The organism is Lentilactobacillus rapi DSM 19907 = JCM 15042 (assembly GCF_001436255.1).
Classification (GTDB): Bacteria; Bacillota; Bacilli; order Lactobacillales; family Lactobacillaceae; genus Lentilactobacillus; species Lentilactobacillus rapi.
The window spans coordinates 40,329-65,882 of sequence record NZ_AZEI01000019.1; the positions used below are offsets into that span (position 1 = coordinate 40,329).

The following is a 25,554-nucleotide window of genomic DNA, read 5'->3' on the forward strand; positions in this document are numbered from 1 at the left end:
GCTTTTTTCTGAGTATCAGTGGCGATCCAAATGATGATCACTGATTGAAAATCAACATAGGTTCCAGCCTCTTTTTTGGCTTAAATGGCAGGGTTAGCCATTTGTTGCAGGCCTTATCAATGTAAATTTGGAAAGCCAAATTTACATTGATAAACAGGTCACCGACTAATGTCTCAGCTTCATTCTGGTTTTATAATAAATATTTTTCTAACGCATACGCAACTCCATTCTCAGTATTAGGCTTGGTCACAAACGATGCGGCATCCTTTACTTCTGTGATTCCGTTGCCCATTGCAACTCCCAAACCGGCATATTTAATCATCGTCAAATCATTTTCCTGATCTCCCAAGGCCATGACATTATCTGCCGTATAGCCCAACTTCTCAGCAAGTTCGCCCAATGTTTTACCCTTGTTGGCCTGCTTACTCATGATCTCAATGAAGAACGGTTCGCTTTGGACGATGTAAAGTTGTTGCTGAAGGTCGGCGGGAATATTTTGATAGGCATTGCTAATCAGCTTCGGATCATCAATCATCATCACTTTTGAAATGACAAGATCTCGTGAAATGTCTTCAGGTGCCCGGTACTTGACTGGCAGTCGGACCAGATAACTTTCGCCGATGGTATAGGGGCTGAGGTCCCGATTAGTGGCATAAATTGTGTCGACAGTTTCCAACTGGAAATGGACGCCAAATTTTCGACTCAGCATTTCAGTTTCCAAGAAATCGTCGTAACTTAACGTGTGGTGGACGAGGATCTCACCGCCCAAGGTTTGGGCCATCGCACCATTAAAAGTAAGGGCAAATTCATCGGCACCACTAATGTTTAGACTGTCCAGATAGGGTTGAACGCCAGTCAGCGGCCGGCCACTCGCTAGGACCACCTTGATTCCTTTTTGCCTGACGGCGGTAATTGCGTCAATGGTGGCTTGAGCGAGTTGGTGCTTTTCGTTTAGTAACGTGCCATCGATATCGATGGCGACTAATTTGATGTCCATAGGGAATTCTCTCCTCTGAATTATTATTTAATTAATTGATCGTTACGAATATGATGATTGAATTCATCGTACTCAGGTTGGAACAGGTCAACATTTTCTTCCGGCCGGAGAATTTCTCGGGGGAAGAAGAAGCGGTTGTCACCGGTTTGCTTATCAGAGATGGCTCGTACCAGTGGGCTGATTGACGACAACTCAATCAGCGATCCGTCATTTTGCATCAGTTGAATTTGTTTTTTGCCAGGTCGATAGGCATCGTAAGGAAGGTCAAAACTGTTGTCAGTTGCGGTATAGTACTTGGGATTAAACCCAGACTGCTCAATGATTTCCCTGAGGCGGGGCAAAAGATCCTTGGTTGAATCATCAAACTTAACCGATTTGAGTGGCTTGCGGTCAATAAACCTGCTTGCTAAATTACTCAGTAAGTCGTCCGGGTATCGTTTCCAATGGATGAAGTAGGTATTCAAGACGCCATCATCTAGTTGCAAATAATCATCTAAGTTGAAGTCGTGATGGAAAAATGGCAACAGAAGGTAAGGCGTTTGGGGATTATGCTTTAAGCCTTCTTCACTGAAAATTTCGTTGGCCCGTTGTAACAAACGATTTAAGATCACTTCCATTGCTCTGGAAACGGGATGGAAATAAACTTGTTGGTACATTTGGAACCGGCTGACGATATAATCTTCAACGGCGTGCATGCCGCTCATTTCAAAACAGATACCGTCTTTGTAAGGCCGCATCACTTCCAGAATCCTGGAAAGGTCAAATGTCCCATACTTAACGCCGGTGTTATAGGCATCTCGGAGTAGGTAGTCCATTCGATCAGCGTCAAGTTGACTGGAGATCATTTCGACAACTTGGCGATTTGGATAGGTCTTACTGATGACGCTGGCAACCTTCTCCGGGAAGTCGGGGGCAACCCGTTCGAGGACGTGATTAATTTCGGTTGTATGAGAAGTAATAATATCTCGGGTGATCTTTTCGTGGTCTGTTCCGAAGATATGCTCAAAGGTGTGGGAATAAGCACCATGACCAATATCGTGAAGGAGTGCAGCACATAGGGTCACCAATTTTTCGGAATCGTCCCAGAGGCCATCCCCTGGTTGCGTAGACAGCCAGTTTTCCTCAAATGATTCGATGATCCGGCGGGCAATTTCGTAAACGCCGAGTGAATGGGCAAACCGGGTGTGTTCTGCGCCATGAAAAATCAAAGACGTCGTGCCCAGTTGATGAATTCGGCGTAATCGTTGGAATTCAGTGGTGTTAATTAGGTCGAGAATGACCTGATATTTGACGTGGACATAGTTATGAACCGGGTCGCGGAAGACCTTTTCTCTCTCAAGTAGTTGATGTGCGTAATCCAAAAAATTGCCTCCTTAGACAATTGGTAGCTGATCATTTCGCAATTGAATTTTTTTAAGTTGGGTTGCTTGTTCCGTAGTGAATTGGCTGGAACGCAGAAATTCTGGGGCGGATGATAAATCAACCGACTCACCTTGCTGGGTTAAAGTTGTCAGGAGTTGTTGTTCGACTTTTGGGATGGTGATGGTTGGTAAATCAAGTGCCGCTAAGGTCGTCATCGTTGCTTTGTCGACGGTTGGGAACTGCCAACGATCCTGGGTGTAGGCGCCACCCTGCGTGTAGAAGTCTGCCACTGTTTGGCTTCGGAAATCCTGATTGCCACTGACGCTCATATACAACATTAACACCAAGGCATTCGGCGTTCGCCGCTGGGCAATTCCGGCAAATTTTTGATCATCGACGCTCAAATCAAATTTGCCGGGACAATATGAATGAACAATTTCATAAGTTTTGATTGGAAGACTTGGCCAGCATAGCTGAATTAATCCAGCGATTTCTTCATAGGCTTCATCAACAGAATAAGTAGTTTCGGCCAACGGGATAAATAACGAAATATTCAAGACGTCCGGATCACTGACCACAGCCAGGCCACCAGAATTTCTCAGAAAATAATCAAAATGATTGTTTTTTAACGATTTGAGTCCCAAACTCAGCTTTGGTAAGTGGCGATCATTAATGCCCAAGATGAGAGTGGGCTGTTCGGTTGTCCAAAAATGAAGAAAGGGTCGCTGAAATTTATCACAAATTTCAAGTAGGGCATTCGTGTCCGCAAAGCTTGTTAATTTCTCTTCACTTGAATATGTTTGATTAATCACGGTGATTGGAACGTTCGCCAGCTTCATCTAATACCCCCATTCAAAATAGTAACTTAGTTAATTATAACAGAATCCGCTACCAATATTGAATAAGATCCGTTAAAGGCTGGCCGCCAAACTGATCATTTAAAGATAAAATGAGTGCTAAATTCGGGTTGAGGTTATACAATGTATTAGTTAGACAAGTAGTAGAGTTAAAGAAGGTGTATTATGGATAATTTGGCAACTGGCGTTCCAGTTCAAATTCATTTAGAGACGAATATTGTGCAAAGCGGCGAGGAATCGAACTTTGTCTTTGATGTCACTGGTCAACTCGTTCAAGTCGGGACCAGCATCTACATTAGATACACTGAGGACGCTGAAGAAGGATCGGTACCAGTCACCATTAAGATCATGGATAACGGTGATATCAAATTAACCCGCTCGGCAACTAATCGTTTGCAATTGTTATTCAGTCAAGGTAAACGGGTTGCAGCACGTTATCGGACACCCTATGGACTTTTGGACGTTCAGACAGTGACATCTGCACTGGATACGGAGATCCTGGATCAACCATTGCGTGGTAAAGTTGGAATTGATTATTTACTATATGCTGGTAATGATTTGTTGGGCAAATACAATATTCGATTGCAATTTACAATTTAATCGAGTATAGTAATTTTTAGACTGTTGTTAGACTGTTGAAAGGACGTGTACCAGTTTGGAATTAGAAGTCTTTAAAGGCCAAAACAAAAACGAACTATCGATGATTGAAGTAGCTCACGCAATCTTAGCAAAACGCGGTGACACAATGCCATTTGTGGATTTAGCTAATGAGGTGCAGTCATACTTGGGCGATAGTAACAAAGAGATCCGTGATCGCTTGTCACAATTTTATACGGATCTCAACATTGATGGTAGCTTTATTTCACTTGGTGACAATCTTTGGGGACTGCGAACATGGTACCCATACGAATCAATTGATGAAGCAACTGTCCACGCTGAAGAGGATGAAGATCGACCAAAGCGCAAAAAGCGTCGGAAGGTTAATGCCTTCCTTGCTGATGCTTCCGACGATGATGATGTCATTGATTACGATGACGACGACCCTGAAGATCAAGACGATGATGATTTCGTAGAAGATGACGATGACGCCGATGATGACGATAGCAGTGAAGATCTCGGTAAGTACAATAAGGATCTTGCAGACATCGATGACAGTACCGATGATGCCAGTGATGAGGACTTACCAGATGGCATTGAGGGTCAGCTGAATGAACTGAACGATGACGATGATGATTCGTTCGGTGATGATGGTGACGACGATGATGATTACAATTCAAAAGATAATCAATAATTCTTGACTAATTTCAAAAAAGTATGTATTATGTTTTTTGGGCTCCTTGAGTTTTCAAGGACATCTGAACGATGATTAATTGTTCCCTATTCACTTATGGATAGGGATTTTTTTATTTGTGATTCCCCGTCGAACTAGTAAGAGGAGAGGATTATATAATGACCAAATATATTTTTGTAACTGGTGGCGTTGTTTCTTCCTTAGGAAAAGGGATTGTTGCAGCTTCACTAGGTCGATTGTTAAAAAATCGCGGATTAAACGTAACAATTCAAAAATTCGATCCATACATTAACGTCGACCCTGGTACGATGAACCCTTATCAACATGGTGAAGTTTTCGTTACCGATGATGGAACCGAAACTGATCTTGATCTTGGCCATTATGAACGATTTATCGACAATAACCTCAATAAGTATTCAAACGTGACAACCGGTAAAATTTATGATGAAGTTTTACGTAAGGAACGTCATGGAGATTATCTTGGCGCGACCGTTCAAGTGATTCCTCACATCACGGGAATGATTAAAGAAAAAATTATGCGAGCTGCCAAAGTAACAGATGCAGAAATTGTGATCACTGAAATTGGTGGAACTGTTGGTGATATTGAATCGTTGCCATTCTTGGAAGCCATTCGTCAAATGAAGACGGAGGTTGGTGACGAAAACGTCTTTTATGTTCATACAACCCTGATTCCTTACTTGCGGGCAGCTGGTGAAATGAAGACAAAGCCAACCCAGCATAGTGTAAAGGAATTGCGCAGCCTAGGAATTCAGCCAAACTTACTGGTTGTTCGCTCGGAAAAGCCGATCACTGATTCGATGCGTAAGAAGATTTCCTTGTTCTGTGACGTTAAGCCACAGGCGGTTGTTGAATCCTTAGATGTGCCGACTCTCTACACGATTCCGTTGAATTTGCAGAAGCAGGGAATGGATCAACAGATTTTGGAACATTTCGGAATTGAAAAGCCAGCTGCCGACATGTCTGACTGGCGTGAATTAGAGCAGCATGTCCAGCATTTGAAGCGAACGATCCATATTACCCTGGTAGGTAAGTATGTTGGCCTTCACGACGCTTATATTTCCGTTGCCGAGGCATTGAAGCATGCTGGTTACCGGGTGGATGCAGACATTGATTTGGAAATGTTGGATTCTGAAAAGATTAACGATGACAACGTTGAAGAATTACTCTCATCAGCTGATGGCATTATTGTTCCCGGTGGCTTCGGTGATCGTGGGATTGAAGGCATGATTACTGCGATTCGTTATGCTCGCGAAAAGGATGTGCCGTATCTCGGTGTCTGTTTAGGGATGCAAATGGCTTGCGTTGAATTTGCCCGCGACGTTCTTGGATACAAAGATGCCAATTCAACTGAAATGAATCCGAGAACCAAGCACAATGTGATCGATTTGATGGCTGACCAAGAGGACGTTCATGATATGGGTGGGACCCAACGTTTGGGTGCTTATCCATGTAAGTTGAAGCCAGGAACGGTGGCTGCCAAAGCTTATGACAATGCCGATGTGATTTCAGAACGGCATCGTCACCGCTATGAGTTTAACAATGCCTATCGTGAGGCAATGGAGAAAAATGGCATGGTGATTTCAGGAACATCACCTGACAATCATTTGGTTGAAGTTGTTGAAATTCCTGCAAATAAGTTCTTCGTTGGTTCTCAATATCATCCAGAATTTATTTCTCGACCAAACCGGCCAGAGGGACTGTTCAAGGACTTTGTGGCAGCAGCTAATGATGTTTATCTTGAGAAAAATAAGTAATAAGTCCATTTTTGGGCAAGGGGTTGGGGCGTAGTGCCCTAACCCTTTTTTTGTAGAGCGCGGGTTGGCAAAGCGAATAGCTTTAGGTTCTCTGACTTAATCCATGAACACTACACACTATCATTGTGTTTCCTGTCACACATTGTATAATTCAACTAAAGGGATTGTATTTTGCAAGCTTTTTCTTTAAGATGTTTCATAGCGTTAAAAATGTTCGATTGTAAAAGTGAGGAAAGTTTGATGACTAAATTAATAATAAATGGCGGGAATCGTCTTTCTGGTGAGGTGTCCATTGGCGGTGCTAAAAATAGCACAGTTGCGCTTATTCCGGCCGCCATTTTAGCCGACACACCAGTTAAATTTGATTCGGTTCCAGACATTTTAGATGTTCACAATTTAATGTTGATCTTAAAATCAATGAATGTATCGTCTGAGTTTAAGGGCGATGTTTTGTCAATTGATCCGACAAATATTGTCGAAGCACCGCTCCCAAGTAAGGCGATCAAGAGCTTGCGAGCTTCTTACTATTTCATGGGCGCATTGTTGGGGCGTTTTCAACGTGCAACGGTCAGCTTTCCTGGTGGCGATAATATTGGGCCGCGACCGATTGACCAGCATATTAAGGCCTTTAAGGCACTGGGTGCTGAGGTGAGCGATCATGATGGAACTGTGACCATTCAAACGGGTCCAAATGGTCTGCATGGTGCGCAGATCTTTTTAGATGTGGTTTCTGTTGGCGCAACGATTAATACAATTCTCGCATCTGTTAAAGCACCCGGAACGACGGTGATTGGTAACGCTGCTAAAGAACCTGAAATTATTGATATTGCGACATTTTTAAATAACATGGGTGCAAATATCAGAGGTGCCGGGACAGATGTCATTCGAATTGAAGGGGTGCCAACCCTCCAAGCTCGTAACACCCACACAATTATTCCTGATCGAATTGAAGCTGGTACATATCTTTCCTTGGCCGCAGCGGTTGGGGACGGTGTTTTGATTACGAATATTATTCCAGAACATTTGGAAGCATTTGTGGCAAAATTGGAGGAAATGGGTTGTGATCTAACGGTTTATGAAGACAGCATCTATGTTGGGCCTTCACATGACCTGAAACCGATTCAAGTTAAAGTGATGCCGTTTCCGGGATTTGCGACTGATTTGCAGCAGCCAGTGACCCCACTATTATTTAAGGCGAGTGGTAGGAGTATCATCATTGACACCATCTATCCTAAGCGAATCAAGCACATTCCCGAACTCAACAAATTAGGCGGTCGCATCAAATCAGAAGACACTGACGAGGGTGTAATCGTTGTGGATCCTTCGCCACACTTGAAGGGGGCCCATGTTGATGCTGGTGAGATTCGTGCGGGCGCTTCGTTGGTTATTGCTGGTCTCATGGCAAATGGCACAACTGAAATTTCCCACGCAGAGTATATTTTGCGGGGATATGGCAGTATCGTCGATAAACTGACGTCAATTGGTGCAGACGTCAAACTGGAAGTCGAAGAAAAAGTTTAGCCGAAAGGTTATTGAAACCCGAATTATTTTATGATAAACTAACAAGGTTGACTAATCGATAATCTCTGGGTCATCAAATTGATTCAGGGCAAAGGAGCGATATATTATGAAAAAAGGAATTCATCCAGATTACCACCAAGTTGTATTTCAAGATTCAAGTACCGGATTCAAGTTTATGTCAGGATCAACTAAGACCTCTGACGAAACCATTGAATGGGAAGATGGCAAAACATACCCATTAATCCGGGTTGAAATTTCATCCGACTCTCATCCATTCTACACTGGTAAGCAAAAGTTTACCCAAGCGGATGGCGCTGTGGATCGTTTCAACAAGAAATACGGTCTTACAAACAACTAGACCCAAACAAAAAGGCGGGACACATTATGTGGCCTGTCTTTTTATTTGGACATTTTTACCTTGAATGTCAAAAATTAGGGAATTTTGTTTATATTTTGCGAGCTTGCCGCATTTCTCGCGTATTATGATAGACCAGTGCTAAATTGATTACCACTAGAATCGCAGTTGAAAGAAAAACGCCAGAATAATCAAAAGACGTCGCAACAACTGAGCCAATCATTGGACCGGCAACGTTGCCCATCGCTTGAAACGACTGGTTCCAACTGAACACCCGACCAGTCACTTGAGGAGGGGTGTTTTTGGCTAAAATGGCTTGCACGGCAGGTAACATTGCGGCGTTGGCAACACCAATGATAAAGCGTAGACCGATCAGCTGCCAAACGTTGGTGACAAAGGCCATCGGGACATAAACACTAATTGCTAAAATAAATCCAATGATTAGAATTCGATCGGTTCCGATCCGGTCACCGACTCTCCCTAATAAAGGAGCAGCAAACAGTGTCGCAATTCCTGGAACTGCGGCGACAATTCCACTGTAAAAGGTTGTGGCCGAGCTGTTATCCATGATTTGCCGAACATATAATGATAAAATTGGTACAATAGAATTGTTCGCAGCCTGAATGATCATGGTCGTGACAAACATGCCAAACACTAATTTGGCGTTTGATAATTCGCCTACAACCCCGCGAGTGTTAAGCATTTCTGATTTTGCGGTTGGTTTGAAGTCTTCTTTTACAAAAATGGTTGTAACCAGAAATACCATTACAAATAAGAATCCCGTAATGAAAAAGGTCACCCGGTAACTAAAGATGGAAGCAAGGGTTCCACCCAATAGGGGCCCAAAAAGTGCGCCGGAAACATTTCCAGTAACTAACATGCCTAGCGCTTGGCCACTACGTCTCTTCGGGACTTGGGTGGCAATTAGGGCATTCGCATTACTGATATAACCTGAGAACACGCCTTGAAGCAGTCGCAGGCCAATCAATTGCCAGACGTTCATCACAAGGCCCATGAAGATGAAGACAATGGCCATTCCTGCAGATGCCCTGATCAGCATCAGCTTTCGACCGGTTCGGTCAGCCAGTTTTCCCCAGAATGGAGAAGCCAGTGCGGTTACAAAGTAGCTGGCCGCAAATGCCAAGCCACTGTACAAACTGAGTTCATTATGTGTAAATTTTCCCAGCGAGTCGACGTAAAGTGACAGGAATGGCATGACTTCACTGAAACCAATTCCAGCCATGAACGTGCCAAACCATAACACTCGCAGATTTCGCTGCCAAGAATTCGGTGCTAGTTTATTTTCAGCCAATGAGTTGATCACTCCTATTTATCAAAATAAAGTTCGCCATTGGAGGCAAACATGAAAAAAAGTCGTTTCAAACGAATCATTATCAACCTGATCTTTGTGCTTGTGTTTCTGATTGCACTGGTACTGATTTTTAACCGCCCCATTAAAAATGAAGTGATTAAATCTTATCAGCCCAAAGTGACCCGCCAGATGGTTGAGAAATCCGAAACCAGGCAAAAGCAGCAAACCAAGCGCCATTCTAAAAATGTGAGCTATGATTTCAAAAAAGTCAAATCACTAGATTTCCAAACTGCTTTGCGTTCCAGGATGAATACCAACCGATTGGAAGTTGTCGGTGAAATTTTAGTACCAAAGTCCTCAATCCACCTGCCAATTGGTCTTGGAGTTGCCAATACGACATTAGCCCTGGCAGCTGGGACGATGCGTCAGGATCAAAAGATGGGGAAGGGTAACTATCCATTAGCCGGCCACCATATGGTGAATCGCCATGTGTTATTTGGACCATTGTACTTCAAAACTAAAGTTGGCGATAATATTTATCTGACTGATTTGAAAAAAGTATACCATTACCGGGTTTATCGACGAGTTTTCATTGCTGCTACCAGGGTAGATGTGGTCAAACAGACTAAGAAGCCGATTGTGACATTGATTACGTGTGATGCAACGGGAGCGGGGCGCTTAATGATCCGCGGCAAGCTCATTAATCAGTACTCTTTGAATCAAGCAACGCCAAAATTAAAACGAGCCCTTTTGAGGCCCGCCAATAATTAGAGCATGTTCGCTTTGATGTAATCCAGCCATTTTGGTAACGACTCGGATAACTGTGCATAGGTCCGACCAAATTTATGGTCGTACCAAGGATCTGGAATGTCTTTTCCCATTTCATTTGGAAGAATATCCAAGCACAGATGAATTTTGGCCTTATCGTTTTCAGGGGCCATTTGCTTTAGATAGTAAATGTTCTGGCTATCCATCCCGATAATCAGGTCAGCCCACTCGAAATCTTTTGTCTCAATCGGCCGAGAAGTCATCCCAGTCCAATCGATACCATGCATTTCGAGTTCTGCTTGCGCGCCTGGATGAGGGGGATTGCCTTGTTCTTCGCTACTGATTCCTGCTGAATCAACGGCAATTTTGTCGGCAAGCCCCGCTTCCTTGACCATTTTCTTAAAAATTGCTTCTGCCATTGGCGAACGGCAGATATTTCCCAGACAAACAAATAAAACGTTAGTCATTACTTTAACCTCGTCACCATCATTGTATTAACAATAATGTTACCAACTATTGAGCAAAAGGGCAAACAAATTCATTTTTGAAAGGTATTTACAGACATCTTTGTCAAAGGGTAGTACAATTAAATTAGACTTTTATATGGGGTAATGACACAATGAAGGGCAATTTTATTTTTATCAATACAAATCCGATTTCCAACATGATTCTGTCGTCGGGGATTACCGCCGCTGATTTTATTAATGGGTTAGACCAACTGCCAGATAATATTATTTTGTTGAACAATGATGAGGAAGATGCCAATGGGTATAATTCTCATTCCAAGTTCAATTTAATATTTGGCTCGTCTGAAATCCGGCAATACCTGCTTAAAAACCCAAGTGGGCCGAAGAAGTTTATCGACTTCGATGATGAAGACAGTGTCAATAATCTGTCACCATACGAAATCGCTGAACTCTTGTATCTTGCCCACTTTGGAACCCCGATGGGTCGCCCATTTTCTTCCAAGTTATTGAACCACTATATTTATCTCACTCAAGATGATCGGACGATTCGATCCTACTATCGACGATTTTCAGATTTCAATCATGTGTTGGAAATTGCCATCAAACGGAATCTTCGCGAAACCCATAATACATTGCGGGTATTTTTGCGGCCGTTGGCAATCAAGGACATCGACAATTCCATTCTCATTGAGCTGATTACCAAGGCCAATGATGGCTTGTTCATTCTATTTGGTTCAATTAGGGAACGAAATCGAACATATCATATTCCAATTAGAATTTTGAAAAATCCGGATCAGGTTTCGATTATTTTAAGAACCAAGACAATTATTGAGAATACGAACTATGTTGGTGATTTGAGTTACAATTTACAAAATTCCACATGGAAGTTAGAATGGCAAGATCAAGCGGCGGGTGTTTAGCTGGTTGATTTTTTGTTATAATTGACAGTAACTATTCAAAATTGGAGCGTTAAATAATGAAAATGACAATTGGCGAAATTGCTTCAGCGATCAATGCCAAGACCGATAATTTTCCAAATAGTTCCTTAAAACAAGACGTTGAGGGTGTGTGCTTTGATAGCCGCAAGCTTGAACCGGGCCAATTATTTATCCCTCTGGCCGGCGAGCATGATGGGCATGACTACATAGACTCAGCGATTCACAATGGTGCAGTTGCAACACTATGGGCTGCTGACAAAGCCAACCGGCTGCCGCTTTCAATTCCAGCATTGGTGGTTGATGACCCATTGACGGCGTTTCAAACCTTAAGTCGATATTACCTCACCAAAATTAACCCACGAGTTATTGCGATTACCGGCAGCAATGGTAAAACAACCACAAAAGACATGATCGCTGCCATCCTTTCCAGCACGTTTCATGTGACCAAGACCCACGATAATTTTAATAATGAAATTGGGGTTCCATACACAATTTTGCAGATGGAGTCCAATACGGAGTTCTTGGTGGTTGAAATGGGGATGGATCGTCCAGGTCAGCTGGATTTCCTATCAAAGTTGGTGCAGCCTGATGTCGCGATCATTACGATGATTGGCGAGGCCCATATCGAATTCTTTGGGACCCGCGCTAAGATTGCCGATGCCAAGATGGAAATTACCCACGGATTGAAATCTGACGGCTTATTCATTTATGATGGCGATGAACCATTGCTGGTGGAACGGGCCAAGGCAGTTTCGACGGCTCAGAGTACGTTTGGCCGCCAACCTAATGATGATATTTACGCGACAGAAACTCAAGATAGTCAGTACAGTACATCCTTTAAAGTGAATTTGTGGCCGGATATGACGTTTGAAATCCCTATGATCGGTGATTACAACGTTAATAACGCGTTGTCAGCAATGGCGGTCGGTCGGGTGTTCCAAATTCATCCATCAATGATTCAAAAGAGTTTAACAAAATTTGATCTGACGAAGAATCGAACCCAGTGGCTGGTTGGTAAAGCAGGCGAGAAGATTTTAAGCGATGTCTATAATTCCAATCCAACTGCAGCCAAAGAAGTGCTGACGGCTTTCCAGGAAACACCAACGAAGGGTCGGCGAGTTGCGGTACTGGGTGATATGCTGGAACTTGGCAGTCAGTCAAAGCAGATGCATGCATCGTTAGCCAGCAGTATTGACCCCAGCCAAATTGCGATGGTTTATTTAGTCGGTGATGATATGGCTGCACTGTATGATCGATTAAAGCCGGTATTTGCACCGGAAAATTTACACCATTATTCGGCAGATCAACTCGATAAGTTAACTGCTGATCTAACGGCCCAGCTAACCGCCGATGATGAGGTTATGTTGAAGGCCAGTCATGGACTTCATCTAGAGAATGTTGTGGATGGATTGGTGAAGAAAGAGTAGTGCATACAATCGTCATCGAGAAATAGGTGCTCTTGGTCAAAACTCCCAACCCAATATTTTGCAAAAGAAGTTGGAAGTTCGAAGGTTAACCGCTTTCGTTACGCCCTTTTCCCTTGCGTATTACCTACAAACGGTGTAAACTGAAAAAGTTATTTTGTAATAAATGATTGATGGTCAGGCTAATGACCGAACAAGAGAAACGGATTTTTCTCTAGTCATTGGCGGAACCTTAATTGTTTCAATAATTAGGAGGAAACATATTTGAAGTTTAGTGAATTAGGATTATCAGACCGCTTACTCTCAGCAATTTCCAGTAGTGGTTTTGAAGAAGCAACTCCCATCCAAGCAGAAACCATTCCAATGGTTCTTAAGGGTCAGGATGTTATTGGTCAGGCACAAACTGGAACGGGTAAGACGGCTGCATTTGGATTACCAATCTTGCAGAAGATTGATTTTGACAATCCCAATGTTCAAGCTCTAATTATTTCACCCACTAGAGAGCTTGCAATTCAGACCCAAGAAGAAATTTATCGACTCGGTAAAGACGAGAAGGCTCGCGTTCAGGTCGTTTATGGTGGGGCAGATATTCGCCGCCAAATCAACGCATTAAAAGACCATCCACAGATTATTGTGGGAACTCCTGGACGACTCCTTGATCATATCCGTCGTCATACATTGAAGTTAGAGCACATTAAGACTTTAGTTCTTGACGAAGCCGACGAAATGTTAGATATGGGATTCTTAGACGATATCGAAAGTATCATCAAACAAACCCCCGAAGAGAGACAAACACTTTTGTTCTCCGCAACAATGCCTGCTCAAATTAAGCGAGTTGGGGTTCAGTTTATGAAGGATCCCCAACAAGTTAAGATCAAGGCTAAAGAATTAACTACGGACTTAATTGATCAATACTATGTTCGATTGAAAGAATACGAAAAGTTTGACACAATGACGCGTTTCTTTGACGTCCAAGATCCTGAAGTTATCCTTGTCTTTTGCCGGACAAAGCGCCGGGTTGACGAAGTATCAAAAGGATTAGAGGCGCGTGGCTATAAGGCTGCCGGCCTTCATGGCGACTTAACTCAGGCTCGTCGTTCTCAGATCATGCAAGAATTTAAGCGTGGCAAAATTGATATTTTAGTTGCGACTGATGTGGCTGCACGTGGAATTGATATTTCTGGTGTTACCCACGTTTACAACTATGATATTCCCCAGGATCCAGATAGCTACGTTCATCGGGTTGGTCGTACCGGTCGTGCCGGAAAGCATGGTGTTTCAATTACATTCGCAACGCCAAACGAAATGGACTACTTACGAGAAATCGAGAAGTTGACCAAAGTGCGCATGCTGCCTTTGAAGCCACCAACAGAACAAGAAGCATTTGTTGGTCAATTGAATTCAGCAGAGTCTGATATCGCTGATTTGATTCAGAAGACGAATACTGATAAGTACCAAAAGATGGCTGATAAGCTTCTTGATGAGTACGAAGCAACTGACTTAGTTGCTGCCTTACTAAATGATGTGACTCGGGATAATGTGAAAGTTAAGATTACTCCTGAACGCCCATTATCACGTCATCACGGTGGTCATGGACATAACAGCCACAGGGGTGGTGGTCATTGGGGCGGTTCACGCAACAATCACCGAAATAATGACCGTAACTCAGGCCGCAACCGGAGCAGAAACGGTGGTGGCAATCGTGACCGCGATCGCAATCATGGCGGAAGCAAGAATAGCAGTAAACGTTCAAGCGGTGGTAGCAAACGGCGCTTCACAATTAAAAATTCGTAATTGAATGAACTAAAGCAGTTGGAGAACCTTTCCAGCTGCTTTTTTTAATATCAAATCTGCTGTTCGCAAGTGAATCTCGTTTTAATCATGCCCTTTTTGTGGTATTATGTAGTGTAGCTTTCTTGATATGTGAGGGATTTTTGATGATTGCTGGAATTGGAATTGATATTACTGAAATTGACAGAATCAAGGCTGCAGTTGAGAAAAATCATCATTTCATTAACCGGGTATTGACGGAGGCTGAAATTCAGCAATTGGATTTATTGTCTGAAAAACGACGTTATGAGTATATCGCTGGTCGCTTTTCTGCAAAAGAATCATATTCCAAAGCATATGGCTCCGGTCTGGGCAAAAAAGTTCGGTTTCAAGACTTAGCAATTCTCAACAATCAAGACGGTAAGCCAATCGTTTATACTCATCCATTTGACGGAAATGCGTTTGTGTCGATATCTCATACCGACAGTATGGTAATAACCCAAGTTATTTTAGAGAATAGGTGATGAGGTAATGGTAGTCGGGACTTTAAGAAACGCTCAATTGGTGATTAACCAACAAGCTATATTTGAGAATGTTAAGAATGCTAGGCAACATACGGACGAGGGAACAGATTTATTTGTTGTTCTAAAGGCAAACGGATACGGTCACGGCGCAATTCAGGTAGCCCGAATTGCAGAAAAAGCTGGCGCCACTGGTTTCTGTGTCGCCTTACTAGATGAAGCCCTTGAGCTTCGAAATGCCGGCTTTAACGAGCCAATCCTCGTATTAGGCATTACGGATCCAGAATTTGCAGCGATTGCTCGTGACCATAACATTTCGTTGACAGTCAGTTCTACGGAGTGGTTAAAATCAGCAGCAATTACTTTAAAACAAGTGCCAAGTGAAACGTTGCTGAATGTTCACTTGGCATTGGATACCGGAATGGGTCGACTCGGATTTCAGTACGCTGACGAACTAAAAGCAGCCATTCAGGTGTTAACTGATTTGAACGATGTGATGAATTTCGAAGGGATCTTTACGCATTTTGCGACTGCCGACAGCCCAGATGACGATTACTTTAATTATCAGTACGATAATTTCAATAAGTTGATGGCCGTTGTGGCTAAGCGTCCCAAGTACGTTCATGTTGCTAATTCTGCAACTAGTTTGTGGCATAAAGCCTGTGATGGGAATATGATCCGCTTTGGGATAGCGACCTATGGCTTGAATCCATCGGGAACTGATATTACTCAATTGCCTTATAAGATTCATCCAGCCTTATCATTGCAGGCTGGCTTAATTTATGTGAAGCTTGTTAAAAAGGGCCGGTCAATTGGGTACGGGGCCACTTACACTGCACAAGATGACGAATGGATCGGCACGGTGCCAGTAGGTTATGCGGATGGCGTCCCTCGAAAGCTGCAGGGTTTTTCCGTTTTAGTTGATGGCCAGTGGTGTCCAATTGTTGGTCGGGTTTGCATGGATCAATTTATGATTAAGCTACCAAAGTCTTATGAATATGGAACACCGGTCACAATTATTGGGCATTCCGGCGATAAACAAATTACTGCCGACGATGTTGCCAAGTATCTTGGGACAATCAGTTACGAAGTGATTTGCGGCTTTAGTGACCGTCTTAAGAGAAAATATGTATAACGTTACTGTTTTCTGATGAGTTTCATGGTATATTAGAACGTGAAGTAATCTGAGATATAGGGGAAATTACGATGGATAAAGCAACTAATCAAAGGCATTTTTCAGTTATGATCAATGATCGAATTGCAGATCGTTTGGAGCAATTTTGTTCAACAGTTGGCCTATCCGAGAGTGCAGTAGTTGAGGTTGCAATCAATTACTTTTTTGACGACCCGCAAGTCATCAACGGATTAATGAAAGGTTATCGTGAAATGGCTAGTTTAAACCGTGAAATTAGTCATGATTTTTCTTGTTGTGAAGAAGACGCTGATGTTCATTTGACTCAGTATCGTCAAGGATTGCAAAATTTCCATTAGTTCGATTGATGACGATGGGAGGTGCAAGGGTGAGTGACACGATATTTAAGCGTGGAGACATTTTCTACGCGGATCTTTCACCTGTAATTGGTTCCGAGCAGGGAGGCATGCGACCTGTCCTGATTATTCAAAATGACATTGGTAATCACTACAGTCCAACCGTTATTGTTGCCGCAATTACCGCTAGAATTTCCAAGCCAAAGATGCCAACCCATGTTGGGATTACGGTGAGCGATGGCATTGAGCGAGACTCTGTTATCTTACTGGAGCAAATCAGAACGATTGATAAGCAACGGTTGAGAGACAAGGTAACTCACCTCGATAATGCGAAGATGAATAAGGTCGATAAAGCAATCAAAATCAGTCTCGGAATGATTAAGAATTAGTGAGAGATCGATACATAGAATAAAACGTAAGGAAACGCAATAATTTATGGCGTTTCTATAAGAGCTCCCGTTTAGGATCCTGATCTTGGATTCTAGACGAGAGCTCTTATAATTATTCTCAATCAGTAATTGTGAATGACAATCGTTATTTGGAAAAAGCTGAAATAGTTGATCCCGTCCGGATAAGTAAAAAGCAGTGCATTTCAAAATCAGAATGCACTACTTTTTCCCTTAAATGATTCAATCAACACATCTATCTCAGTGTTTGGAGCTGAATGAATCATTAGGTCGTATCGAAAACTTATTTATTTTCTTCCTTCAAGTTTTCAACTTCTGGGACACGGAATTCCTTCCGTTCCAATGCCGCAATGATTCGATTGAGTCGATCTTGGTCAACTTCTGCGGGGAGGGTGAACATAATTCGATGAACGAGTTCGCCTTCTTGGGCGTCCAATGAAATGACACTGGCAATGTTGGTGTACTTAGTGATAATTTTGGCAATTTCTTCCAAATCACCCCGTTCACCACTGGAAACAACGGTTAAGACATAGCTTCCAATATTGACATTCCAAGATTGAGAAAGCATATCGAGAAGCCGGGTATGAGTCAAAATACCGTAAAAGTTATTCCGATCATCTAAAACAGCGATGTATGGCAAATCTTTGATTGAGAAGAAGACTTGGAAAAAAGCTGAATTAACGTTAACAAATTTTGTTGCATTCTTTAATAACGTTGTAACGGGTAGTGACATGTCGCCACCGCGTGATTTATGACGATAGATATGCATTTTATAAATGTTGCCACGGAAGATCGTGCCCGTTTCATCCAAGATTGGCACACAACGATAACCGGAATCTTCAAGCGTTTTGAGCGCTTCCTCCAAGGTTGCGTCCTCTTTAACAGTCACTAATCGTTCCTTGGGCTTCACAAGTGTTTTTAATAACATTTTTATTCCTCCAACTTAACCTGTATACGTTCATAATAACATACAGGCTTTTAGAAAAGTACCTTTACCAACGATCATTCTCACCAATATTTAAAATAATGAGAAAAGCGATAAAAAAATGACCAAGGCAATATAAATTACCCTAGTCATTTGTTTGAATATACGTTAATGAAGACTTGGAATTGAAGTCATCTCAATGGTGGTTACTTTTTTAAGTTAGCCATACCACTTGTAAGGGTTTCTTTCAAAGTCTTTGCGGATGCTTGCATCTTGGCTTCTTCGTCATCGTTTAGTGGTACTTCAACGACGCTGGCGATGCCTGAACCGTTAACAACGGCAGGTGAACCAATATACAAGTCATGAAGACCATATTCACCATCAACAGGTGCACCGACAGGAAGAACTGTGTTTTCGTCGTGTAAGATGGCTTTAGAGATTCGCATCAAAGCAGTCGCAACACCGTAGAAAGTAGCACCTTTGCGGTTGATGATTTCGTATGCCTTGTTACGAACATCGTCTTCGATCTTTGTTAAATCATCGGTTGATAATCCAGCACGCTTGGCAGCAGTTAAGAATGGTTCGCCGCCAACTCGGGCTGCAGAATAAGCAGCAAATTCTGAATCACCATGTTCACCCATGATGTAGGCATCAACTGATTGTGGGTTAAGGTTAAGCTTTTTAGCCAACGCAACTTGAAGACGGGTCGTATCCAATGAAGTTCCACTTCCGAATACGCGGTCCTTTGGGAAGCCAGAGAACTGTTGAGCGGCATAAGTCAAAATGTCAACTGGGTTTGCGGCAACCAAAATGATTCCCTTAAATCCTGAATCAACCAATGGCTTGATGATGGCTTGCATGATCTTTAAGTTCTTGTTAACAAGATCCAAACGAGTCTCACCCGGTTTCTGTGGGGCACCGGCAGTAATAACTGCTAAGTCGGCATCGGCACAGTCCTTGTAATCACCTGAATAGATATTCTTTGGGGCAGTGAACACTTGAGCATCTTCAAGATCAAGTGCGTCGCCTTCAGTACGTTTCTTGATAACATCAACGATTACAAAATCTTCGGCAAGTCCCTGTTGCATCATTGCAAATGCGTATGATGAACCAACAGCGCCATCACCAATTAATGCAACTTTTTGACGGTTCTGAGCCAAACAAATCATCTCCAAAATTTATTTTTTCATACTACAAAAGTATACCATGCAAAAGTTTATTCGTTCAGACATTTTTTCACATTTTGAAATGTTTTTTCAGAAAATAGGTTTTGAGCATTTGCAAGGCTGAATATGATATAATTGTCGCGTTAAGTTAAATCTAACAACAGCTGAACGGATCTTGTTCAGCCTTTTGTGTTGGAAGAAATGTGAGGAAAAAAGAATGAAAATGATCGTCGGCTTAGGCAACATCGGCCCTCAGTATGATCGGACCAGACACAATACCGGATTCATGGTGGTTGAACAATTTGCCCAAAGCCATGATATTAATATTAAAACCAGGAAAATGAATGCCAAGTACGGATCCGGCTTCATTAACAGTGAAAAGGTGATTGTCGTTGAACCAACAACTTTTATGAATGATTCCGGAATTGCCGTGAAACCGTTGATGGACTATTTTGATATTCCGGTCGAAAATGTTGTAATCGTGCATGATGATATGGATTTGCCAGTTGGAAAGATCCGGGTTAAAGACAAAGGATCCGCTGGCGGCCATAACGGAATTAAGAGTATCATTGCCAATTTGGGAACCGAGAACTTTACCCGCGTGCGGGTTGGGACTGGGCATCCTGACAAATCCAATAGTGTTGTTAACTACGTTTTGGGGCGCTTCAGTAAGGATCAAGTTCCTGTATTCAAACAGGCTGCTGATCATGCAGTGAATGCATTAGACGACTGGGTAGATGGTCTTTCGATTTCGGAACTCGAAAATCGTTATAACTAGTGAAAGGACGATTGATTTGCGATTAGATCAATTATTAACGAAGATTCCCCAGTACGCTGAGATTATTTCGGGGTTAGAGCCGGGGAGTCGGCAACTGATCACTGGAATTGGCGGGTCTGCCCGGACAATTTTAATGAACAATTTAATTAACTCAACGCAGCGGCCGATCATAGTGGTAGTCGACACGCTTTTTCATGCTGACCAATTGGTGAATGATTTAGCAAATATTATCGATGATGATCAATTGTTCGAATTCCCGGTTGAAGAAATGGGAGCTGCCGAACTTGCCACCAGTTCTCCTGAATATAAATCGCAACGCGTGCTGGCATTAAATAAACTGGCAAGTGGCGAACCAGCAATCATCGTGACGTCGGTCTCCGGAATTCGCAGATTGGTGCCATCCAAGTCACAATTTTTGAAAGCTAATTTAACGATCGACATGGATTCTGAATATGACCTTGAAAAGATTAAATTGCAACTTCATCAAATGGGTTATGTTTTTCAAAAACTGGTTGCCGCGCCGGGTGATTTTTCGATTCGGGGATCAATTTTAGACATCTTCCCACTTAACCATCAGGATCCTGTCCGAATCGACTTTTTCGATACCGAAGTTGACTCGATGAGAACCTTTGATGTATCCAATCAGCGGAGTATTAAGACCATCAAGCGAATTGAGATATTACCGGCCACGGACTTGTTGATGGACAATGAACAACGGCAGCAAGTTGTTACGCAGTTACGGCAGCGGTTGGCCACCGAGCAGAAGAAATTAGATGAAGCCCACGCAAAAAAGCTGGCCGATCATTTGGAACCGCAGATTGTGGATTTGGAAAATGGGCTCAGAGATCCCCGGTTATTGTTATTTGCGGATATGATTTACGATCATAATTATTCATTGATCGACTACCTGGATGATAATGGGGTGGTCGTATTTGATGATTATTCCAGAATTACGGATGCCGTTGCGCAACTTGGCAGTGATGATGACGAATGGTTGGCAGATAAGATTAAACACGATGAGGTTCTAAAAGGGACCAGCTACACCAATGATTTCAAAAATGTGTTCAAAAAGAACCAACATGCCACGCTTATTCTGTCATTGTTTCAAAAGGGTTTGGGCCACATGCGGTTAAGCGCGATTGAAGATATTACCGTGCGGCCAATGCAACAGTTCTTTTCTCAAATGCCGATGTTACGCACCGAAATTAAACGTTGGCAGAAACAGGACACAACCGTCATTATCATGGTTCAAGAAGAAAAGCGGCTGCAAAAAGTTGCCCAAACACTTTCAGATTTCGAAATCCAAGCCACCGAAACCGATCAGGACCACCTATTGGCGCATAAAGTTCAATTGATTTCAGGCAACTTAGATAACGGGTTTGAATTACCGATTTCGAATCTAGTGATTATTACTGAAAAAGAGATGTTCGGTACGGTCGTCAAAAAGCGGCCGCGGCAAACGACGTTTAACAATGCCGAACGAATTAAAAGCTATACGGATCTCAAGCCTGGTGACTATGTTGTTCATGTGAACCATGGGATTGGCCGCTATGAGGGCATGAAAACCATGGAGGTCGATGGCAAGCACCAGGATTACATGACCATTTCTTATCGGGACAGCGCTAAACTCTTTATTCCGGTAACGCAATTAAACTTAATTCAAAAATACGTCTCATCTGAGGACAAGCATCCCCGAATTAATAAATTGGGTGGCGGTGAATGGGCCAAGACCAAGCGTAAAGTTGCTTCAAAAATTGAAGATATCGCTGATGACCTAATTGAACTGTATGCCAAACGGGGATCGGAAAAGGGTTATGCTTACCCGCCTGACGATTCGCTTCAAGCTGAATTTGAGGCAAGCTTTCCGTATACCGAAACCCCTGACCAGCTGCGGAGTGCCACTGAAATCAAGCGTGACATGGAGCGTCAACACCCGATGGATCGATTATTGGTTGGCGATGTTGGTTATGGAAAAACCGAAGTGGCATTACGAGCTGCATTTAAGGCGATCGAAGTTGGCAAACAAGTGGCTTTTTTGGTGCCGACGACAATTTTGGCTCAGCAACATTACGAGACCATGCTTGACCGCTTTGGGGACTATCCGATCACAGTGCGGGTGCTGTCTCGATTTCAGACGACGGCCCAAGTGAAAGAAACTTTGGCTGGTTTAAAGAATGGTACCGTTGATGTGGTTGTCGGCACCCACCGACTGCTGTCTAAGGATGTCCATTTTAATGATCTGGGGTTATTGATTATCGATGAGGAACAACGGTTTGGCGTCAAGCATAAGGAACGGATCAAAGAGATGCGTTCTGATGTTGACGTTTTGACACTCACTGCGACGCCAATTCCGAGAACTTTGAACATGTCGATGATGGGCGTTCGGGATTTGTCGGTCATTGAAACGCCACCGTCTAACCGTTATCCGATTCAAACATATGTCATTGAGCAGAATGCCGGAACCATTCGTGAAGCAATTGAACGGGAAATGTCTCGAGGCGGCCAAGTCTTCTACCTTCACAACCGAGTGGAGGATATTGAGCGGACGGTCGAGCAAATCAGTGCACTGGTGCCCGAAGCCAGGGTTGGCTATATCCATGGTCAAATGTCTGAAAACCAGATGGAAGATATTCTGTATGATTTCATTAATGGTGAATACGACGTCCTGGTTACGACAACAATTATTGAAACGGGGGTCGATATTCCCAACGTCAACACCTTGTTCGTGGAAAATGCCGATCGAATGGGCTTATCACAGCTTTACCAACTGCGAGGCAGAATTGGCCGGAGCAGTCGGGTGGCTTATGCATACTTTATGTACAAGCCCAATAAAGTGTTAACAGAAATTGGCGAGAAGCGGCTTGAAGCCATTCGGGACTTCACTGAGTTGGGGTCCGGCTTCAAAATTGCGATGCGAGATCTGTCTATTCGCGGAGCAGGTAACTTGCTCGGAAAGCAACAGCACGGGTTCGTTGATTCAGTTGGTTATGATTTATATACCCAAATGTTGTCTGACGCGGTCGCCAAAAAACGAGGCAAGAATTTCGAATACAAGACCGATGCCACAATTGAGCTGGATCTCGAAGCCTATCTTCCAAGTGATTATATTGAAGACAATCAGCAAAAAATTGAAATCTATAAGCGGATTCGCCAAATTGAAAACCAGGATCAATTGAACGAAGTAAAGGACGACTTAGTGGACCGTTTTGGTGATTACAACGAAGTAGTTGGCAACCTATTAGATATCGCGGAGTTGAAGATGTATGCGGATTATGCTTTAGTTGAGAAGATTCACCAAGCTGCGCCGAAAGTGACGATCACCTTTTCCCCACGGGCTAATGCGGCATTTGAAAGTAAAGAATTACTTGAAGCGATTTCCAAAACTAAGTTCCGAGCAACGATCAATACAGAGAATGATCAATATGTCATTCAATTGACCGTCCAGCCGAACATGAAGAATTGGTTGGCACAAATGATTTCGTTGGTCAAGCAACTCACCGAAACCCGCCATGCACATCAGGCGGCGAAGGTAAAAGCGGATGAAAAATAAATCCAAGAGAAAACAAGTACTGGCAGGAACACTATTGCTTACCGTTGCTTCCTTTATCGCCAAGTTATTAAGTGCCGTGTATCGAATCCCCTTTCAAAATATGGTTGGAAACATTGGCTTTTATGTCTACCAACAAATTTACCCGATCTATGGAATTGGGATGACGTTTGCACTGACGGGGTTGCCGGTTTTTATATCTAAATTAGTGGCGGATACCCCCGATCCAAATGATCAAATTGCGCTCGTGCATCGCATTCAGGCTGTTTTGAGGGTTATTTGTGGATTCATTTTTTGTATCCTGCAATTTGGGGCTGGAATTATGTCCCATGCAATGGCTGATGATCGATTACTGCCCGTCATTCGGGCCGTTAGTTGGATGTTTCTGTTAATTCCATTTCTATCTAGCTGGCGGGGTTATTTTCAGGGTAAGTTGGACATGAAGCCGACCGCGTATTCTCAAGTTGTTGAACAAGTCATCCGAGTAACCGTTATTTTGGCGGTGGCATTTTGGGCCGCACGAAGTTTAGTTAACCCGTACAAAATGGGGACGATTGCAATGCTTTCAGCACCGATTGCGGGTTTGGCCGCCCTGATGATTGTGAGGAGCTGGGTGAAAAAAGCCGATATTCCCAGGCCAAGCAAACCAGATCAGACAGCTCATTTATTACATCGAGTATTGTTGGAAGGCGGTACGATTTGCTTAGTAACAGCGGTGATGTTACTGCTCCAGCTGGTCGATTCATTTACCCTGGTGTCAGGGCTGCGGGATATCGGCTATTCGCTGGCGCATGCACAGAACTTGAAAGGGATCTATGATCGTTCCCAGACATTAGTTCAAATGGGGCTGGTCGTCAGTACTGCTTCTGTGACTGCGGTAATGCCAAGCTTGGCAGTGGCCAATAAGAAAAGACAGGATGTAACTTTTGGACACATTGCAACGACTAGTTTTCGAGTTAATTTTGCGTTATCGCTCGCGATGAGTGTGGGGTTATTTGTGATAATGCCTCAAATCAACACGCTGCTATTTTCAAGTGGGGAACTTAACTTGACAATCAGTGTCTATTGCCTAAGTATTGTGTTTGCGAGCATGCTGTTTGTTGTCAATACGATTCTTCAGAGCCAGAATATTTATACCCCGGTCATGGCAGCAATTATCATTGGATTTCTCTTCAAGATTCTGACCAACCGGTTAGCGGTGGATCAGTTTGGCATCATTGGGTCGAGTTACTCAACTGTCGCGAGTCTGGCGATCATGCTGCTTGTTCTTATAGCGATGACCAGTCACGAATTGCTGAAATTATTTTCTGGCCAACAGTTTGGGAAATTGATCCTGATCTTAATTGTAATGGCTGCCAGCGTTTGGCTGGTTGCAACCGGGATCAATTTGGCAGATCTGGTTGAGAACAGTCGTCTGGAATCGTTTGTAATTACGGTGATCTGTGTGCCACTTGGAATGGGAATCTTTTTCATCGGTTGCAAATGGCTGAATGTTTTTACATTACGGGAATGGCTGACAATCCCAATGGTTAGCCGATTCATCAAAATTAAAGGAGCAAATTCTAATGAGAATTGATAAATTTCTGAAAGTTTCCAGAATCATCAAACGTCGCTCGGTCGCCAAAGAGATTGCTGACAAGGGTCGGATCTTGATCAACGGTAAAGTCGCTAAATCATCCTCTGATGTGAAGTCTAACGACGAAGTCACCATTAAGTTTGGTAACAAGACACTAACGGTTTTAGTTAAAGAGTTACTTGACACAACCAAAAAAGATGATGCTCAACGAATGTATGAGATCACTTCAGAAAAGTATGAACGCGATTACAAAAACGAATAATTAAATTAATAAACCTCCGGAATTGCATGGACAAATTGTATATTGTT

At 43.0% G+C, this 25,554-nt stretch carries 24 protein-coding genes; 17 read left to right on the plus strand and 7 right to left on the minus strand.

Features of this window, described 5'->3' with window-relative positions; genetic code table 11:
- Positions 1 to 190: 190 nt before the first annotated feature.
- Genes yidA through FD12_RS03095 form a run of 3 tightly spaced genes read right to left on the minus strand, consistent with a single transcriptional unit; the run spans position 191 to position 3,198 of the window.
- Complete coding sequence (gene yidA, locus FD12_RS03085; protein ID WP_054747256.1) at positions 191 to 997, minus strand: sugar-phosphatase; 807 nt, start codon at positions 995 to 997, stop codon at positions 191 to 193.
- A gap of 23 nt (positions 998 to 1,020) precedes the next feature.
- A complete protein-coding gene (locus FD12_RS03090; RefSeq protein ID WP_054747254.1) occupies positions 1,021 to 2,358 on the minus strand; it encodes an HD domain-containing protein in 1,338 nt (445 codons plus the stop codon).
- 12 nt (positions 2,359 to 2,370) lie between these two features.
- Positions 2,371 to 3,198, minus strand: a complete 828-nt coding sequence (locus tag FD12_RS03095; RefSeq protein ID WP_056981626.1) for a lipoyl protein ligase domain-containing protein — start codon at positions 3,196 to 3,198, stop codon at positions 2,371 to 2,373.
- 183 nt (positions 3,199 to 3,381) lie between these two features.
- Between FD12_RS03095 and FD12_RS03100 the strand changes: the two genes are divergently transcribed.
- The 5 genes from FD12_RS03100 (at position 3,382) to FD12_RS03120 (ending at position 8,161) form a co-directional block, all read left to right on the plus strand.
- Positions 3,382 to 3,816, plus strand: a complete 435-nt coding sequence (locus FD12_RS03100) for a YwiB family protein (protein WP_054747252.1) — start codon at positions 3,382 to 3,384, stop codon at positions 3,814 to 3,816.
- A gap of 55 nt (positions 3,817 to 3,871) precedes the next feature.
- Positions 3,872 to 4,507 (plus strand): DNA-directed RNA polymerase subunit delta, encoded by a 636-nt coding sequence (rpoE, locus tag FD12_RS03105; RefSeq protein WP_054747250.1) that lies wholly within the window; start codon positions 3,872 to 3,874, stop codon positions 4,505 to 4,507.
- A gap of 158 nt (positions 4,508 to 4,665) precedes the next feature.
- Positions 4,666 to 6,282 carry a CTP synthase gene (locus FD12_RS03110; RefSeq protein WP_056981628.1) on the plus strand — a complete coding sequence of 539 codons (1,617 nt, stop codon included), beginning with the start codon at positions 4,666 to 4,668 and terminating at the stop codon, positions 6,280 to 6,282.
- A gap of 240 nt (positions 6,283 to 6,522) precedes the next feature.
- Positions 6,523 to 7,803 carry a UDP-N-acetylglucosamine 1-carboxyvinyltransferase gene (locus FD12_RS03115; RefSeq protein ID WP_054747247.1) on the plus strand — a complete coding sequence of 427 codons (1,281 nt, stop codon included), beginning with the start codon at positions 6,523 to 6,525 and terminating at the stop codon, positions 7,801 to 7,803.
- Between the two features lie 106 nt (positions 7,804 to 7,909).
- A complete protein-coding gene (locus FD12_RS03120) occupies positions 7,910 to 8,161 on the plus strand; it encodes a type B 50S ribosomal protein L31 (protein ID WP_056981631.1) in 252 nt (83 codons plus the stop codon).
- Positions 8,162 to 8,249: 88 nt separating this feature from the next.
- Here the strand turns inward: FD12_RS03120 and FD12_RS03125 are convergent, their stop codons facing one another.
- Positions 8,250 to 9,470 carry a multidrug efflux MFS transporter gene (locus FD12_RS03125; protein ID WP_056981633.1) on the minus strand — a complete coding sequence of 407 codons (1,221 nt, stop codon included), beginning with the start codon at positions 9,468 to 9,470 and terminating at the stop codon, positions 8,250 to 8,252.
- 51 nt (positions 9,471 to 9,521) lie between these two features.
- On the opposite strand from FD12_RS03125, the gene FD12_RS03130 reads away from it, so the two are divergent.
- Complete coding sequence (locus FD12_RS03130; protein ID WP_056981634.1) at positions 9,522 to 10,241, plus strand: class A sortase; 720 nt, start codon at positions 9,522 to 9,524, stop codon at positions 10,239 to 10,241.
- Here the strand turns inward: FD12_RS03130 and FD12_RS03135 are convergent.
- Positions 10,238 to 10,705, minus strand: coding sequence for a low molecular weight protein-tyrosine-phosphatase (locus tag FD12_RS03135; RefSeq protein WP_054747243.1), 468 nt, complete (start codon positions 10,703 to 10,705; stop codon positions 10,238 to 10,240). The two genes, FD12_RS03130 and FD12_RS03135, sit on opposite strands and share 4 nt — an antisense overlap.
- A gap of 152 nt (positions 10,706 to 10,857) precedes the next feature.
- On the opposite strand from FD12_RS03135, the gene FD12_RS03140 reads away from it, so the two are divergent.
- The 7 genes from FD12_RS03140 (at position 10,858) to FD12_RS03170 (ending at position 17,235) form a co-directional block, all read left to right on the plus strand.
- Positions 10,858 to 11,625: a hypothetical protein gene (locus FD12_RS03140; RefSeq protein ID WP_054747241.1), complete on the plus strand. Its 768-nt coding sequence runs from the start codon at positions 10,858 to 10,860 to the stop codon at positions 11,623 to 11,625.
- Positions 11,626 to 11,681: 56 nt separating this feature from the next.
- A complete protein-coding gene (locus tag FD12_RS03145) occupies positions 11,682 to 13,070 on the plus strand; it encodes a UDP-N-acetylmuramoyl-tripeptide--D-alanyl-D-alanine ligase (protein ID WP_054747240.1) in 1,389 nt (462 codons plus the stop codon).
- A gap of 261 nt (positions 13,071 to 13,331) precedes the next feature.
- Positions 13,332 to 14,861 (plus strand): degradosome RNA helicase CshA, encoded by a 1,530-nt coding sequence (cshA, locus tag FD12_RS03150; protein WP_056981636.1) that lies wholly within the window; start codon positions 13,332 to 13,334, stop codon positions 14,859 to 14,861.
- Between the two features lie 143 nt (positions 14,862 to 15,004).
- A complete protein-coding gene (gene acpS, locus FD12_RS03155) occupies positions 15,005 to 15,361 on the plus strand; it encodes a holo-ACP synthase (RefSeq protein WP_056981637.1) in 357 nt (118 codons plus the stop codon).
- A gap of 7 nt (positions 15,362 to 15,368) precedes the next feature.
- Positions 15,369 to 16,493 carry an alanine racemase gene (gene alr, locus FD12_RS03160; RefSeq protein ID WP_056981639.1) on the plus strand — a complete coding sequence of 375 codons (1,125 nt, stop codon included), beginning with the start codon at positions 15,369 to 15,371 and terminating at the stop codon, positions 16,491 to 16,493.
- A gap of 71 nt (positions 16,494 to 16,564) precedes the next feature.
- Positions 16,565 to 16,849 (plus strand): hypothetical protein, encoded by a 285-nt coding sequence (locus FD12_RS03165; protein ID WP_054747237.1) that lies wholly within the window; start codon positions 16,565 to 16,567, stop codon positions 16,847 to 16,849.
- Positions 16,850 to 16,857: 8 nt separating this feature from the next.
- On the plus strand, positions 16,858 to 17,235 hold the full coding sequence (locus FD12_RS03170; RefSeq protein WP_054747235.1) for a type II toxin-antitoxin system PemK/MazF family toxin: 378 nt from the start codon (positions 16,858 to 16,860) through the stop codon (positions 17,233 to 17,235).
- 301 nt (positions 17,236 to 17,536) lie between these two features.
- On the opposite strand, the gene cbpA is transcribed toward FD12_RS03170, so the two are convergent.
- Both cbpA and FD12_RS03180 read right to left on the minus strand, forming a co-directional pair.
- Positions 17,537 to 18,181, minus strand: a complete 645-nt coding sequence (cbpA, locus tag FD12_RS03175) for a cyclic di-AMP binding protein CbpA (RefSeq protein WP_056981641.1) — start codon at positions 18,179 to 18,181, stop codon at positions 17,537 to 17,539.
- Between the two features lie 203 nt (positions 18,182 to 18,384).
- Positions 18,385 to 19,347, minus strand: a complete 963-nt coding sequence (locus FD12_RS03180; RefSeq protein ID WP_056981660.1) for an L-lactate dehydrogenase — start codon at positions 19,345 to 19,347, stop codon at positions 18,385 to 18,387.
- A gap of 214 nt (positions 19,348 to 19,561) precedes the next feature.
- Here FD12_RS03180 and pth point away from each other — a divergent pair, with 214 nt between their 5' ends.
- The 4 genes from pth to FD12_RS03200 are packed head-to-tail and all read left to right on the plus strand — an operon-like array spanning position 19,562 to position 25,507.
- Positions 19,562 to 20,122 (plus strand): aminoacyl-tRNA hydrolase, encoded by a 561-nt coding sequence (gene pth, locus FD12_RS03185; protein ID WP_054747233.1) that lies wholly within the window; start codon positions 19,562 to 19,564, stop codon positions 20,120 to 20,122.
- A gap of 16 nt (positions 20,123 to 20,138) precedes the next feature.
- The gene (gene mfd / locus FD12_RS03190) at positions 20,139 to 23,672 is read left to right on the plus strand and encodes a transcription-repair coupling factor (protein WP_056981643.1); all 3,534 of its coding nucleotides are present in this window, start codon (positions 20,139 to 20,141) and stop codon (positions 23,670 to 23,672) included.
- Positions 23,662 to 25,245, plus strand: a complete 1,584-nt coding sequence (locus FD12_RS03195) for a putative polysaccharide biosynthesis protein (protein WP_056981644.1) — start codon at positions 23,662 to 23,664, stop codon at positions 25,243 to 25,245. Before mfd ends, FD12_RS03195 begins: the two co-directional genes overlap by 11 nt.
- Positions 25,235 to 25,507, plus strand: coding sequence for an RNA-binding S4 domain-containing protein (locus FD12_RS03200; RefSeq protein ID WP_056981646.1), 273 nt, complete (start codon positions 25,235 to 25,237; stop codon positions 25,505 to 25,507). Before FD12_RS03195 ends, FD12_RS03200 begins: the two co-directional genes overlap by 11 nt.
- The last annotated feature ends 47 nt before the right edge of the window (positions 25,508 to 25,554 follow it).

What these genes read in the sequence shown, in the direction of transcription:
- yidA (WP_054747256.1), bottom strand. Translation starts at nt 997, where the DNA reads ATGGACATCAAATTAGTCGCCATCGATATCGATGGCACGTTACTAAAC.
- FD12_RS03095 (WP_056981626.1), bottom strand. Translation starts at nt 3,198, where the DNA reads ATGAAGCTGGCGAACGTTCCAATCACCGTGATTAATCAAACATATTCA.
- FD12_RS03100 (WP_054747252.1), top strand. Translation starts at nt 3,382, where the DNA reads ATGGATAATTTGGCAACTGGCGTTCCAGTTCAAATTCATTTAGAGACG.
- FD12_RS03110 (WP_056981628.1), top strand. Translation starts at nt 4,666, where the DNA reads ATGACCAAATATATTTTTGTAACTGGTGGCGTTGTTTCTTCCTTAGGA.
- FD12_RS03115 (WP_054747247.1), top strand. Translation starts at nt 6,523, where the DNA reads ATGACTAAATTAATAATAAATGGCGGGAATCGTCTTTCTGGTGAGGTG.
- FD12_RS03120 (WP_056981631.1), top strand. Translation starts at nt 7,910, where the DNA reads ATGAAAAAAGGAATTCATCCAGATTACCACCAAGTTGTATTTCAAGAT.
- FD12_RS03130 (WP_056981634.1), top strand. Translation starts at nt 9,522, where the DNA reads ATGAAAAAAAGTCGTTTCAAACGAATCATTATCAACCTGATCTTTGTG.
- FD12_RS03135 (WP_054747243.1), bottom strand. Translation starts at nt 10,705, where the DNA reads ATGACTAACGTTTTATTTGTTTGTCTGGGAAATATCTGCCGTTCGCCA.
- FD12_RS03140 (WP_054747241.1), top strand. Translation starts at nt 10,858, where the DNA reads ATGAAGGGCAATTTTATTTTTATCAATACAAATCCGATTTCCAACATG.
- FD12_RS03145 (WP_054747240.1), top strand. Translation starts at nt 11,682, where the DNA reads ATGAAAATGACAATTGGCGAAATTGCTTCAGCGATCAATGCCAAGACC.
- acpS (WP_056981637.1), top strand. Translation starts at nt 15,005, where the DNA reads ATGATTGCTGGAATTGGAATTGATATTACTGAAATTGACAGAATCAAG.
- alr (WP_056981639.1), top strand. Translation starts at nt 15,369, where the DNA reads ATGGTAGTCGGGACTTTAAGAAACGCTCAATTGGTGATTAACCAACAA.
- FD12_RS03165 (WP_054747237.1), top strand. Translation starts at nt 16,565, where the DNA reads ATGGATAAAGCAACTAATCAAAGGCATTTTTCAGTTATGATCAATGAT.
- FD12_RS03170 (WP_054747235.1), top strand. Translation starts at nt 16,858, where the DNA reads ATGACGATGGGAGGTGCAAGGGTGAGTGACACGATATTTAAGCGTGGA.
- cbpA (WP_056981641.1), bottom strand. Translation starts at nt 18,181, where the DNA reads ATGTTATTAAAAACACTTGTGAAGCCCAAGGAACGATTAGTGACTGTT.
- FD12_RS03180 (WP_056981660.1), bottom strand. Translation starts at nt 19,347, where the DNA reads ATGATTTGTTTGGCTCAGAACCGTCAAAAAGTTGCATTAATTGGTGAT.
- pth (WP_054747233.1), top strand. Translation starts at nt 19,562, where the DNA reads ATGAAAATGATCGTCGGCTTAGGCAACATCGGCCCTCAGTATGATCGG.
- FD12_RS03195 (WP_056981644.1), top strand. Translation starts at nt 23,662, where the DNA reads ATGAAAAATAAATCCAAGAGAAAACAAGTACTGGCAGGAACACTATTG.
- FD12_RS03200 (WP_056981646.1), top strand. Translation starts at nt 25,235, where the DNA reads ATGAGAATTGATAAATTTCTGAAAGTTTCCAGAATCATCAAACGTCGC.